The organism is Mucilaginibacter pocheonensis, from assembly GCF_031456535.1.
GTDB classification, from domain to species: Bacteria; Bacteroidota; Bacteroidia; order Sphingobacteriales; family Sphingobacteriaceae; genus Mucilaginibacter; species Mucilaginibacter pocheonensis.
Map to the genome: position 1 here is coordinate 932,312 of NZ_JAVDUU010000003.1, position 12,466 is coordinate 944,777.

Genomic DNA, 12,466 nt, shown 5'->3' on the forward strand with positions numbered 1-12,466 from the left:
GATGATTTTAAGGTTGAAATGATTGCTATTTAGGATCACGAGTTATAATTATTTGATATTTTTAAAATTCCATCTATTTGCTTAAATGCTTCGAGTACCCTGCCAAGCTGTTCAAAAGTATGCGTCGCCATTACATTCATCCTGATTCTCGCATTCTTTTTCGATACAGCAGGGTACATGATTGGATTGGTATAAACACCGGTTTTTAGTAGCAGGCGGCCTGCTTCGAGAGTTTTAGGGATATCTCCAATTTTGACCGGGATCACTGCGGACGCTGTGGTTCCTACATCAAATCCGGCGGAGATTAAACCATTTTTTAAATAGTTAATATTCGCCCATAGTTTGGAGCGCCATTCGGGTTCCTCGTCCACCAAATCTATAGCTTTTAAAATTCCAAAAATGGCTGGCGTGGCGGTTGTCGAAAACAAATGTTGTTTAGATTGATATTTTAGGTATTCAATCAGGTTAGGTTCACCGAGTACATAACCGCCTATATTGCCCAGTGCCTTACTAAATGTACCGGTAATGATATCGACCTTATCGAATGCATTATCCAGTTCGATCACACCACGTCCGGTTTTTCCGATCACGCCGATGCCATGTGCATCATCAACAACCAAATAACCGCCATATTTATTAGTTAAATCGGCAATAGCATCAATCGGTGCCAGATCGCCGTCCTGGCTATATACCCCGTCAATGACCACCATCCGGTTACGATACTTGTCCTGTGCATTTTTTAATACTTGCTCCAACATTTCAAGATTGTTATGCAGGAATGTTTTGACGTTTGTGTTAAGTGCACCTTCATACACACTGGCGTGTACAGCCATATCTAATATGATCAGATCTTCTTTGTGCATTAAACATTGTAAGGTTGCGCTATTGGCTGTATAGCCGGTTGTGTAGAGAATGGCTTCTTTTTTTCGATAAAAAGCTGCGATTTTTTCTTCAAGCATTTGGTGATAAATGAAATGCCCCCCAATTGCAGGTGATGCTCCTGATCCTGTACCAAATCTGCTGATACCATCGATTACCGCGGCTTTAATTTTCGGGTGTTGACTATAGCCTAAGTAATCATTAGAAACGAGACAGACGGACCTGGTAGTTTCGCTTTCTCCAGGTAACAATAAATCCATTTCCGGGCCAACCGGTGATATGGATTCGATTCGATAATTGAGATGGCCATTGTTTCTTAGGAATTCAAGGTAATCATGAAACTCCTTCACAGTAGTGTAAAGGTCTTGGCCAGGAATATTTTCAAAGTCCTTAAAGCTCGCATTTTGGAAATTTATTTTCATAGTCATCAGGTTAGGCGATAAAAATAGGTGTCCATTTTTTCAAAAAATGGGACATGAAATTAATTCTTTAACAATGAGTTAACATTTCTTGGGCATGTCCCAACTTTAGAATTTTTGCCCCTTAATTTTGGTTATCAGAAGGCTTTCACAGGTGTTTTGTGAAGTATTAACAGCGACAGTCATGTTAAATAACACGGTAACTCAAGTACTTGATAATGCTGGTCATTTCTCCGACGAATTCAAACTTTCGTTAGAAAAGCAACTGCATATAGAAACTTATAAGAATAAACAAATCATTCATGCGGCCGGACAAGTGGAGACAAATCTTTACCTGGTAGAAAGCGGCTTTGCAAGGAGCTATTATTATGATCGCAAGGGTACCGAGCATACGGTTAGATTCTGGACTACGGGAGAGCTGATTTTTTCCTATGAGGGATATTATAAGGTACCATCATTTTATTATACAGAGTTTATGGAAATCTCACATGCGATAGCGCTTAGTTACAGCGATCTATCTGACCTTCTGAAAAAATTTCCGGAGACATCGGCATTAATCAAGAATGCCCTTCTGAAAAACCGCAAAGACGAATACGAAAGGCAAAACATATTAACGCTTCCAGCGAATGACCGGTATAAACGCCTATTAGAACATAGCCACGTTATTTTTCAAAAAAGCCGTGGTAAATTTATTGCGTCTTATCTGAATATGTCAAGGGAAACTCTAGCCCGCTTAATGGGAAAACAATAAGATCATATGTGACGATTGTCACTAAAAAAAGTCAAAAACTCCCAAAAAATTGTAGCAACCGAGCTGCCAAATTGTATCCGATATCATCGTCAAAACTTTTAGGAGTACCGAGCTTTATCGTACAATTTACCAACGATGAAACGATCTGATTTACCTGATCTGATTGCAGCACTACTTATACTGATGTTTGCTTATGCGGCTTTTAGTAAGCTTTTTGATTTTCCATCCTACAAGCTCCAAATGAGTTTGCAGCCGTTGCCAAAATGGTCAACTTCAGTTATGGTGTTCTTTTTGCCAGCGTCCGAAATAATTGTAGTTAGCGCATTGATATTCAGAAAAACAAGGTTAATAGGTCTTTATGCTTCGGTTATAATGATGTTAATTTTTACTGGTTACGTTGGTTTAGCCATGACCGGAACTTTTGGCAAAATACCATGTTCCTGCGGCGGAGTGATCAGGCATATGAAGTGGCCATTACACTTTGTATTTAACCTTTTCTTTCTATTCCTAAGCACTTGTGGATTATACTTTGAAATTAAAGAAAGGAGGTTCATTGGCAGATAAATTTCAATCGATCAATTGTATAATCTTCATGTGAAGTAAAATATACACGGAAATGGTGCCGATATACCTGTTCAATTAATAATTATCAATTAAAGTTTTTGTTGTTTTTTGATTATAAAAACATCCCATATCATGAAAAATAAATTTTTTGGATTTGCAGCAATTGCAATTGCATTAGGCGTGAGTGCCTTTACCGTTCCTACTTCAAAAGCATCAAACAAATTTACCACTTACAAGTGGTTTAAAATTGCACCAGGTATTGCACAAAATGCGCAAGTCCCTGCAGCCGATGCCATGTATTTGGGAACCGGAACTACCGCGCCATCCGAGCCGGATTGTGACGGATCAACAAACCAATGTGTTTCTGGCTTTACCTCAACGCAGGTAAACAGTTCCAACCAATTAAAGGATGATCACCAGGTGCCTGCACAACAGCCAGAGTTGCAAAATTGAAATCCACAACTTTAAAATAAAAGAGCCGCAATTGCGGCTCTTTTATTAATATCCAGGATTTTGTATCAATGTCGGATTTCGTAAAATTTCCTTTTGAGGAATCGGGTACAAAACCGATGTAGGCAACCAGTTTGGTTTTGTCAGAGGGAGTATAATGTCCGCTCGACGCCACCTCTTCAAGTCAAACCATCGGTTACCCCACTCGCAGAAGAACTCTGAACGTCTTTCCTTTTCAATAGCTGTAAGCAATGTAGCCAAGTCGTTTGCAGTAGTATTGTTTAACCCCGCACGATTACGTATAATGTTTAAGTCAGCTTGAGCACCATTCACATTGTTTTGCGTGGCTCTCGCTTCTGCACGAATGAGATACTGTTCAGCGAGTCTGAAAATTATATAGTTTTCTGAAGGGTCACCAGTTGTCCTGGCTTTTTTGTACTTAAAGGGATATGGGTATGATGTCCCGGCAACAACGTTGGTAGCTGTCCATTTTGATTTTCTTGCGTCACCAGTTTCAAACGAATTGATCAAATCATTATTAAGAATATATTTGGGCGAAACAGTTTTACTTGAAGGCACAAAGTTGAAACCTTCCGGTGTTTCTACATTAGGATATACGGGTATGATTTTCCATATCGCTTCCGAACTACCTGCTAAAAAGACATTATTTAAATCGTCTTCCAGTCTGAAAAGTCCCGAGTTTATTACCTTGCTTGCTTCCGTTTCGGCTGCATTATAGTTTTTTCGGTACAACTGGACCTTAGCGAGTAAAGCCGTTGCAGCGTAATAATTTGCCCTTTCACTTCGATTATTTTTAGGCAAATTACTTTGTGCAAAAGTGGCGTCAGCCAATATTTGAGCATAAATGCTATCAACTGGTGATCTTGGAAGCAGATCGTTTACGTGGTAGTCAGTCGTCCTTACTAAAGGTACAGGCCCATACAGATTCACCAAATTGAAATACATAAAGGCACGAATTTGCTTAGCCTCAGCAGTGAATAAGTTCTTTACACTTTGGCTTATACCAGTACTTTTGCTAATTCCCTCAATACATGTATTTGCATCATAAATGTATTTATATGCAGTTGCCCATAAAACAGCATTATATCTATTCTCTATGTTAATCCGATTTATATATAAGGCATTGATATCAGCATCCTTCGCTGACTGGGAAAGTTCGTCCGCGGATAATCCCGGGTATAAAGTTAAGCCTCCTGAAGTAATGGAAAAGCTTGTACTCTGAATCATATCAATATAAATTCCTGATATAGCGCTATTGGCATCAGTGCTATCAGCAAATACTTTATCGGCTGTTAATTGATTTTTAGGAGGACTTATCTCTACAAATTTCTTGCATGATGATAAGTATATAGCAAATCCAAGACCTGCCACACATAGTATGATTTTTTTAAATTTCATGATTTATAGATTTAATTGTAATCCGCCAGTTATTGTCTTTAGCGGTGAGACTCCATAAAGATTTTGCGTTTCCGGGTCACCACCCTTATAATCAGTTATGGTAAAAAGGTTTTGCGCATTAACATATGCACGAAGCGCTTTTACTCCAATCTTTTTAATAAGTGCTGTAGGAAATGAATATGAAAGGGAAACCGTTTTCACCCTGATATAAGAGGCGTCACTAATTACACCGTTAGATTTTTGATAATTAGCCAGAGCGACATCGGCATCACCATATTGAGAAGATAATCGTTGAAAGGTTGCATTATCTCCGGGTACCTTCCAGTATTTGCCTAATAAGTCAGCAGGCTGGTTAAACTCTTCCCCCGGTGAAGCGTAAAGCGATTTCAGATAATTATACCCCATTTGTTTGGTGAAAGCTAAAAAAACAGACAATTGGAAATTTTTATAGGTGAAATTGTTCTGCATTCCTCCATAAAATTTGGGATCTAGATTTCCAAGATCGTAGTAGTCATTAAAGCCACTTCCATTCCGCGCCACAGGATTTTGCGTGATTTTTCCGGTGACATCGTAAAACTGAAATAAGCCTGTTTGGGAATTCACGCCAGCGGTTTTAAAACCGGTTATTTCATTTACCGATTTACCTATTATGTAAATTGTTGAATAACTGGAATTTGAAAGACCGGGAAATGCTAATAATTTATTAGATGGGATAGTTCCGTTAAATGCAGTATTCCACTTAAAGTTTTTACTGTTGAGCAATTTCGCCTGTATGGAAAATTCCCATCCAGTATTTTGGACTTGAGCAGGTGAATTCTCTACCACGGATGAGAATCCAGTTTGTGTGGGCAAAGTATAGGAAATCAGTTGATTGCCAGTTCTGTTACGATACCAGGCAGTGGTTATTAAAAATCTATCCTGTAAAAACCCGAGTTCTAAGCCAAATTCAAGTTTTTTGGTGGTTGCCCATCCAAATTGACTGTTTGCCAAATTCTGAGGTAGATATCCTAACGTACCCGAGTAATTATACAGAGATGGTGCAAAACGTGAAATAAAATTGTAATCCCCGATAGCATCGCTTCCGGTGATTCCATAACTAGCCCTTAATTTTCCAAAACTAAGCATGGGTAATTTGTTACGAAGAAAGTTTTCTTCACTGAAAACCCAGCCGGCACCTGCTGATCCGAAGTTCCCAAATTGTTTTCCTGGCCCAAATCGACTTGATCCGTCTCTCCGCCCATTAATATCAAGGAGGTATTTGTTATCCCACCGAACATTAAATCTTGCAAAAACAGCCGTATATTTATATTGAAGTGAAATATCTGAAGCCGTTTGCACTGGCGAACCGGATACGGATTCAATCAAATCATCATTTATATACCCTGAAGCTTCTATGTCTGTAGACTTATTCTGATTTTCCTGGAATGTGCTACCTAACAGAAATGAGTAGATAGCCTTTTTAAAATTGTTTTTGTATTCCAATTGCGGCTCAATGATCCATGTAGTAAAATCATTAGATCCGAAGCTGGCAGCGGCTTGAGGATTGAACCCAGGATTTTGTGCAGATAAAGGCAAACCTGAAAATTCATTGTTTCGTGCGTTGCTATAACCAAAGCTACTCCTGATGGTAAGTCCGCGAACGATTTCATAGCCGATAAGCAAATTACTGTTTAACGTGTTGTTATTTATTTGGTAAACTTGTCTAAATGGTGCATAGGGGTTATCTGCAGCGAAAGATCCATCAAGTGGAACATCTTTATAGGTCCATATCAATTTACCGAAGGCATCCATGGGATCAGGATAATTAGGTTCTAAAGTAAATGCAGTTAACAAACTGGGATTTCCTGAGCTCCTATTTTTGTCGTAAGAATAACTGCTCGTAAAATCCAATGTTAACTTTTTGTTATCCGATAGATGATGGAGATTTGTAGAAAAGCTAAACCGATTATCGCCATAATCACCCGGATAGACATAACTGTCCCTGTTAAATCCACTTGCAATGCGGAATTGGGTATTTGCGTTTCCTCCGGAAATTGAAGCGCTTGTATTAAGATGCTGTGCGGTGTTGCCAATAAAGTAATTCTTCCAATCCGTGTACCGGTTCTGATCGAAAACTGTTAAATCAGGAGCATAGTTCGGGTCATACAATATATCATTGGGGATTGCTCCGTCAATTGCGTAAGCCTCTTTCCGCATCTGCAAGTATTGTTGCGTATTCATCATCGACATACTGCGGCCCAGTACGCTTACGCCATTGTCAAAAGTGAGATCAAGTGCAGTTCGCCCCATTTTGCCTTTTTTAGTGGTGATCAGAATAACACCGTTTCCACCTCTTGAACCGTATATTGCGGTAGCGTCAGCATCTTTAAGCACCTCAATACTTTCTATATCGTTGGGATTTAAGCCATTGAATGGACTTATTCCACCATAAGGATTGCTGTAAACATTACCGGTTCCTGGAGAGGCGATTGATTGAAATTGATTGATATTTCCGTTTTGAGTGGCAAATGGAACACCGTCCACAATGAATAATGGCTGGTCTTTGGGAGACAATTGACCAGCAGCTGTAGACAATGTGTTTTGACCACGCACCTGAACCGTAAATGATGAGCCAGGTATCCCGCTAGTAGAGGTAACTACCAAACCTGGCACCCGGCCTTCTAAAGCGGCTAAGGGGTTGGTTACAGGTTGCTGTTGAATGTCAGATGATGAAATTTTAGAAATTGACCCAACGCTATTACGTTGCGTGTTTGTTCCATAGGCGATCACATGTACCTCATCAAGTGAAGTCAAACGTGGATTTAGGATAATTTTTAATTCCTTTTTCTCTGTACCTACTTTTAATTCAAGTGTATCGGTATTAGTGGCAGTAAAAACAAGTGTCGGATTGCTGCCGGATATCTTGATTTTAAACTGGCCGTTATCATTTGTAAAAGTGACTTGAGGGGTTCCCTTCAGTGTTACTGTTACGCCGCTGAGCAACTTATCATGTGTGTCGCTAACTGTTCCTGAAATTACCTGGCCAAATGTATATACAGGCAACATCAATAAAAGCAGTATGTAAAATTTGATCATGATTTATGAATTGTGATGTGTGAAATGATTAATTATTGTGGTGATTTATCGCTGATGACAGCATACTCCAATTCTCTCGGTTCTTTTATTAAAGTGAAGCCTTGGTCTTCCAAACTTTTAGCTATCTCCGTAAAATTTCGTCGATCTACAGGGAGCTTCAACCACACATTTTGGTTAAAGTCTGTTTCATCAATAAAGGGCTCTTTATAGTAATTCTGAAAATCGTAGAGGATGCGTTTGACCGGCATGTTTGAAAAGAATAATGGGCTATTCGAAACATCGAATAGATTCGTATCCTTTTCCTTTGGACCACTGGTTATGGGCCTATGTTTTAGAGAACGTTTCAATACCCAAACGCTGTCATTTAGGCGAACACTATCTATTTTGAAGGGAAGATATTTAGCCAGATCTTGTTGGAAATATTTAAACGCTCTCTGTTTTGTGGTGGGTGGAAATATAGCTTCATAATTGTACCAATTACTATCGGCAGCAGGTTTCCTGGAACTTTTGAACTCGTTTAGGTTCGCCACCTTAATTTTTAAAAATCCGCTTACAAAGCGACTGAACTCAGGAAAAGCGCTTAATAATAAATTTTGTGGAGTTTCAGCGTAATGGTAAATACGATATACTTTATCGGAAGAGTCAAGCATCATTCCAGATCCATGCACCCCTTTTATATAGGGTGTAAATATGCTTCGGTAAATGTAAACAGGAGGTTTACTGCCATTAAAACCGTTTATTGGAAAGGGTCTCTCGGCGTGAAACCGAGCGGTATCAATGTGTGCAACAGCCGTTAAACCACTATCTAACATTAATGAGATGTTTTTTTCAGTCACATCTTCTGCTTCGGTAATAGCTTTGACAATGCCATTTTGAATCCAGATATAGACACCCAAAGATTTAGGCCGGAACATTTTATTAAGTATAGTGTCGACCGTAACCGATGGCAGATCAAAAGATGCTTTTCTTTTATTAAAAAAAGCCTGAATGCGTTCAGGGGTATCGCCCTTATATGGATCAACTGGAAGCATAAAAATTTTAGCGCCAAAATGACGCTGGAGTGCGTAAATCTTGGGCATGTGTTCGATGCAAGGTCCACAATACGAATCCCAAAAATCAAGTATCACCAACCTGTCTTTGAAATCGGCCAAATGAATGGTTTTAGATTTGAAGTTAACTACCTTGTTTATGGTCAGATCAGGGAGTGTGTCCCCAACTTTGTAAAGTTTAATTATTGAGGTGGATTGTGCTTTTGCTGTAAAAAAATGGCATAGCACAGCCATTACGATTAAAATCGTTATTTTTTTCATGAAAAATCAGTTAAGAGTTTAGAGAAAATGAATGAAAAGGAATACTGATAATGGCAACCCGTGTTTAACTATTAACTGAGCGGGTTGCCATTATCCTAAGGTCATTCAGGTGGACAGATGACCAGTTGCCATACGACGAACTTACTTTTCTTCATTCCCAGTAGTGATTTTAGCTTCTGACAATGCGCATTGTAGTTCAGCGCGATGGTAAATTTCAGATACTAAAGCTGGGAGGTTTCCGATACCGGAGGTTTCAAGATTTTGCAGAGAATTTGTGCACTGGGATTTGGCCAGGTTCCTTGTGAACCAGTCATTTAATTCCTGTTGAAACTGATCATAGGGAACGGTATTAAACCGCTCCATAATTTCAGTTAGTGAACTAAATTCAGGCATTTCAGGAAGTGCATTTTTCGCGTCCATTTTAATGATTCTAAATTCATTATCAGGAGTCTGCAAGAGAGATTGATTTCTGTAAAAGTACTACAGGCATGGTTCCCAACTTATTGTCCACGGAGGGTTACGACGCCCATGAGCACAAATAAGAAGGGAGCCCATGCCTGTAGCATGGGCATTCCGGCTTCTCCTCTTGCGCTCAATTAGAATGTCGTAATTTCCGTGAGCAAGACTCAAAGCGAATGCTTCAATATTTTCGAAGTATTCGCAAAAATAACATAAGCGATTAAAAAATCACCTATAAGTGTATTTAGCTTTTATTCTAATTATCAAATATAAACAAATCAATCAATTACGGCAAGTGTGACGTAATAAAAAACATTATTTGGTGGTTGCTTTACAGGTACATGGGATTACAGTACCGGAATCAGCAATTCATTGATCAAATAACTAAAAGGATTGAGGAGATCCGGTTACAAAAGGGTATTGTTCAGGAAGATATCGCTGATAGAACAGGATTTTCACTAAAGCAGGTTTGGAGGATATTAAAAGGCCAACACAATTTTGCTGTTTCAACTATCGAGGCTATTGCAAACGCTTTAGAAGTTCAACCTAAAGAGCTTTTAGATTTCGACTTTGAACTCACTAAATATCCGCCTACCAGAAAAGAAAGAAAAGGCAAATAAACCTTTGAACTTCCTCAAATATTTAGGGCTTAATAATCTTGCGCAGAAAATTGTGCTTTCCTTCACGTATCGCACTCCGCTGGCAGTAGGCAATTTGCTTTCCTACAAATACCCGGTGTTCAAGGTAATCAGCACTATGCTGAATCTTTTCCAACACAGCTTTTACACGTTGCAAAGACCTTTCATTTATTTCCGCTAATTTGGCTTCGCCGCTGATTAGTCTTACGCCGCACTCATCCCAACGAGTCTTAGCAAAATGATCAAAACGTTTATTTTCTTTTTCAAATATCTCCAATAATTCTGCGAAATGTTCCTGTGCCTTAGTTCCAGTTGCTTTAAAAATGGTTTTCATCCGGTTGATAGAGCGCATAATATGTGTATCTGGGGTTCCTTTTCTCGCTTTTTGTTTCCCTTCAACTTGACCTACAGGAACGATACCATCAAACTCATCTTCTCCCTCAAAAAATAAATAATGATCACATAGACGGTGAAAATCATCCGGATTCATGATCTTGAGTTTCGATTTGATGATTTCGATTGTCCGAATAAGTTAGACTTTAATTTTAAAAATATCAAACTAAAATTTTCTGGTATTTTCTTTTCCAACTAACAGAATTATTTCACCTTGTAATTATACTTTTGATTGCTTAATCATCTGAGAAAAGAATTAAACATTTTCTAAACCTGACAGATTTTCACTGTCCGGTGATGGTAAACGTCTTCGTTCGTAAACCACTCCAGATGCACCAACACTGAAAGCTTTTGTCGGACTCAAATTTATCCGGGTGACCAGTTTGTCTCTCTTTTTAAATGCAATTTTTGTCCCTATTACTTTGCCATCTATAGTCAGTAAGTAAGAAAACTCCCATTTATTCTTATTATTAAGGATAAAGTATATTTCCGAAATATCAACATATCGCTGAAGGTCAGAAACTTTTTGATGAACCGAAGCGAGTTTAGCGGGCTGTAATCCTTTTTCAACTTTAGTAGGGTCATCCGAGCGAATATGTAATTCGATATAAGGGTCACCCGGTATTTCAAAAATAATAAGAAGAGTTTTGTCAGCTGGGATCATCTTTCCGCGTGTTAACTGAACTGAGAGTGATATACGGCTTAGTAGTTTTTTTCCTTCAGATTTTAATTTTTTATAAATGTCATCTGCAATATCTTCGGATATTTTTTCCCCCATTTTTTTAAGGAAGGGTTTAACTAAGGGATAAAGAATCACAGCATACGGCGCAAGTGTGATAACGATACGGGGATCTGGAAATAGTTCTTTCCGCATATCCAATTGTAAAGCGACCTTGCCTTCAAAAGCACGATTTATCTGTCCGCCAGTAATATTCAGATCTGATATATTTTGAAAATTGTTTTTATCTACGGAAAAGGTGATATGTTCGCCAGGCTTTTCCGTATTTCGACTTAATAAGGGAATGGAGATATTTTGACTATTCATCACTAAGGAATCGTCCCATTCAACAGGATCAATCTTATCATATTCAATTGGTAATACTAGTACATGATGTATGCCATCAACCTGTTTTAATTCGGCTTCGTCAAAATAGCCCATAGGGGGAATGTCTCGCCTATGATTAGCTAGATATCTCATTTTGAGATCACCATTAACAGCATTTGCATAATCCTTCAACATTTCAACTGTAGTATAGTCGCCATGCCTGTCAACTGTTGCCGACCGTATAATTACCTTTTCCGACATAGAGTTTATTTTTTTTCAGTAATATTTCTAGTTTGATTTTCTTTACGACCCCATTTACTATCCCGTTCATTCAATTTCCGAAATTCTTCCAAATCTCTTTGTTCCTGACCAACCCTTTGATAGGCCAAAGGATCATTCAGATAATTTTCAATTTTAAATGTTGGTGCTGAAAAAGTGATTACTTCATAATGGCGATCTATAAGTTTTTGATGCAAATGTTTGACAGATTCTATAAAGGTCTGACGGGCAGTTTCAAACTTTTGCAATTTCAAACCCTCGATTTCCAGCTTTAGCGCAGAACACTGTGCTGAAATTTTTTTATCCTCAAATGAGAATTTATATTCGAAATTATGCGCGAATTGATTTCTAACTTTTTTTAAGATATTAAGCGCCTGATACTCGTGTAACGTTATAAATCCAAGACTGTAACATATATTAATTTTGGCACTAAAAGTATTTAAACCTCCATTGGCATCCTCTAACAAGCTTTTGGTAGATTTGACTTTATTTAGCAGCTCTTCCAATATGATTTTGAGTGTACATTCAAAAAACGTACCGGCAAAAATGGCAGCACCCCGATCTGATTCTACTTCTAATTCCTCAATGAATCGGTTGAATGTCTGCTCTGAAGTAGAAATGGAAGTTTTAAAATCTTCAAAAGAATTATCAGAAATTTCGTTGTTGCCCATAATTAAATTAGGATATCTTTATTCAAAAATACCTAAACTTTTATTTTTCTGTTTAGATTAAGAATTTTCAAAATTACCATCTTCACGATGTTAATTTTTGCTCTGAACAGCTTT

Annotated in this window: 12 protein-coding genes; 4 read left to right on the forward strand and 8 right to left on the reverse strand. The window is 38.3% G+C overall.

The window, feature by feature from the left end; translation table 11 throughout:
* Positions 1-35: 35 nt before the first annotated feature.
* On the reverse strand, positions 36-1,301 hold the full coding sequence (locus J2W55_RS17305) for an aminotransferase class I/II-fold pyridoxal phosphate-dependent enzyme (protein ID WP_310098419.1): 1,266 nt from the start codon (positions 1,299-1,301) through the stop codon (positions 36-38).
* Positions 1,302-1,482: 181 nt separating this feature from the next.
* Here J2W55_RS17305 and J2W55_RS17310 point away from each other — a divergent pair, with 181 nt between their 5' ends.
* From J2W55_RS17310 to J2W55_RS17320, 3 genes are all read left to right on the forward strand, one after another.
* Positions 1,483-2,049: a Crp/Fnr family transcriptional regulator gene (locus tag J2W55_RS17310; RefSeq protein WP_310098423.1), complete on the forward strand. Its 567-nt coding sequence runs from the start codon at positions 1,483-1,485 to the stop codon at positions 2,047-2,049.
* Between the two features lie 135 nt (positions 2,050-2,184).
* Positions 2,185-2,613, forward strand: a complete 429-nt coding sequence (locus J2W55_RS17315; protein ID WP_310098426.1) for a MauE/DoxX family redox-associated membrane protein — start codon at positions 2,185-2,187, stop codon at positions 2,611-2,613.
* Between the two features lie 132 nt (positions 2,614-2,745).
* Entirely contained in the window at positions 2,746-3,066 is a 321-nt protein-coding gene (locus J2W55_RS17320; protein WP_310098429.1) for a hypothetical protein, read from the forward strand.
* A 45-nt stretch (positions 3,067-3,111) separates the two neighbouring features.
* On the opposite strand, the gene J2W55_RS17325 is transcribed toward J2W55_RS17320, so the two are convergent.
* The 4 genes from J2W55_RS17325 to J2W55_RS17340 form a co-directional block, all read right to left on the reverse strand.
* Entirely contained in the window at positions 3,112-4,482 is a 1,371-nt protein-coding gene (locus J2W55_RS17325) for a RagB/SusD family nutrient uptake outer membrane protein (RefSeq protein ID WP_310098432.1), read from the reverse strand.
* A 3-nt stretch (positions 4,483-4,485) separates the two neighbouring features.
* Positions 4,486-7,557, reverse strand: a complete 3,072-nt coding sequence (locus J2W55_RS17330; protein WP_310098436.1) for a SusC/RagA family TonB-linked outer membrane protein — start codon at positions 7,555-7,557, stop codon at positions 4,486-4,488.
* A 32-nt stretch (positions 7,558-7,589) separates the two neighbouring features.
* The gene (locus J2W55_RS17335; RefSeq protein WP_310098439.1) at positions 7,590-8,867 is read right to left on the reverse strand and encodes a TlpA family protein disulfide reductase; all 1,278 of its coding nucleotides are present in this window, start codon (positions 8,865-8,867) and stop codon (positions 7,590-7,592) included.
* 141 nt (positions 8,868-9,008) lie between these two features.
* Complete coding sequence (locus J2W55_RS17340; RefSeq protein ID WP_310098442.1) at positions 9,009-9,287, reverse strand: hypothetical protein; 279 nt, start codon at positions 9,285-9,287, stop codon at positions 9,009-9,011.
* A gap of 380 nt (positions 9,288-9,667) precedes the next feature.
* On the opposite strand from J2W55_RS17340, the gene J2W55_RS17345 reads away from it, so the two are divergent.
* On the forward strand, positions 9,668-9,946 hold the full coding sequence (locus J2W55_RS17345; RefSeq protein WP_310098444.1) for a helix-turn-helix domain-containing protein: 279 nt from the start codon (positions 9,668-9,670) through the stop codon (positions 9,944-9,946).
* A 22-nt stretch (positions 9,947-9,968) separates the two neighbouring features.
* Here the strand turns inward: J2W55_RS17345 and J2W55_RS17350 are convergent, their stop codons facing one another.
* From J2W55_RS17350 to J2W55_RS17360, 3 genes are all read right to left on the reverse strand, one after another.
* Positions 9,969-10,454 carry a hypothetical protein gene (locus J2W55_RS17350; RefSeq protein WP_310098446.1) on the reverse strand — a complete coding sequence of 162 codons (486 nt, stop codon included), beginning with the start codon at positions 10,452-10,454 and terminating at the stop codon, positions 9,969-9,971.
* 159 nt (positions 10,455-10,613) lie between these two features.
* Positions 10,614-11,663, reverse strand: coding sequence for a hypothetical protein (locus J2W55_RS17355; protein WP_310098449.1), 1,050 nt, complete (start codon positions 11,661-11,663; stop codon positions 10,614-10,616).
* Between the two features lie 5 nt (positions 11,664-11,668).
* On the reverse strand, positions 11,669-12,352 hold the full coding sequence (locus J2W55_RS17360) for an MltR family transcriptional regulator (RefSeq protein WP_310098451.1): 684 nt from the start codon (positions 12,350-12,352) through the stop codon (positions 11,669-11,671).
* Between the last annotated feature and the right edge of the window lie 114 nt (positions 12,353-12,466).

Excerpts from the sequence above, each read along its gene's own strand:
- J2W55_RS17330 (WP_310098436.1), bottom strand. The coding sequence starts at position 7,557 with ATGATCAAATTTTACATACTGCTTTTATTGATGTTGCCTGTATATACA.
- J2W55_RS17315 (WP_310098426.1), top strand. The coding sequence starts at position 2,185 with ATGAAACGATCTGATTTACCTGATCTGATTGCAGCACTACTTATACTG.
- J2W55_RS17345 (WP_310098444.1), top strand. The coding sequence starts at position 9,668 with ATGGGATTACAGTACCGGAATCAGCAATTCATTGATCAAATAACTAAA.
- J2W55_RS17325 (WP_310098432.1), bottom strand. The coding sequence starts at position 4,482 with ATGAAATTTAAAAAAATCATACTATGTGTGGCAGGTCTTGGATTTGCT.
- J2W55_RS17350 (WP_310098446.1), bottom strand. The coding sequence starts at position 10,454 with ATGAATCCGGATGATTTTCACCGTCTATGTGATCATTATTTATTTTTT.
- J2W55_RS17305 (WP_310098419.1), bottom strand. The coding sequence starts at position 1,301 with ATGAAAATAAATTTCCAAAATGCGAGCTTTAAGGACTTTGAAAATATT.
- J2W55_RS17310 (WP_310098423.1), top strand. The coding sequence starts at position 1,483 with ATGTTAAATAACACGGTAACTCAAGTACTTGATAATGCTGGTCATTTC.
- J2W55_RS17340 (WP_310098442.1), bottom strand. The coding sequence starts at position 9,287 with ATGGACGCGAAAAATGCACTTCCTGAAATGCCTGAATTTAGTTCACTA.
- J2W55_RS17355 (WP_310098449.1), bottom strand. The coding sequence starts at position 11,663 with ATGTCGGAAAAGGTAATTATACGGTCGGCAACAGTTGACAGGCATGGC.
- J2W55_RS17360 (WP_310098451.1), bottom strand. The coding sequence starts at position 12,352 with ATGGGCAACAACGAAATTTCTGATAATTCTTTTGAAGATTTTAAAACT.
- J2W55_RS17335 (WP_310098439.1), bottom strand. The coding sequence starts at position 8,867 with ATGAAAAAAATAACGATTTTAATCGTAATGGCTGTGCTATGCCATTTT.
- J2W55_RS17320 (WP_310098429.1), top strand. The coding sequence starts at position 2,746 with ATGAAAAATAAATTTTTTGGATTTGCAGCAATTGCAATTGCATTAGGC.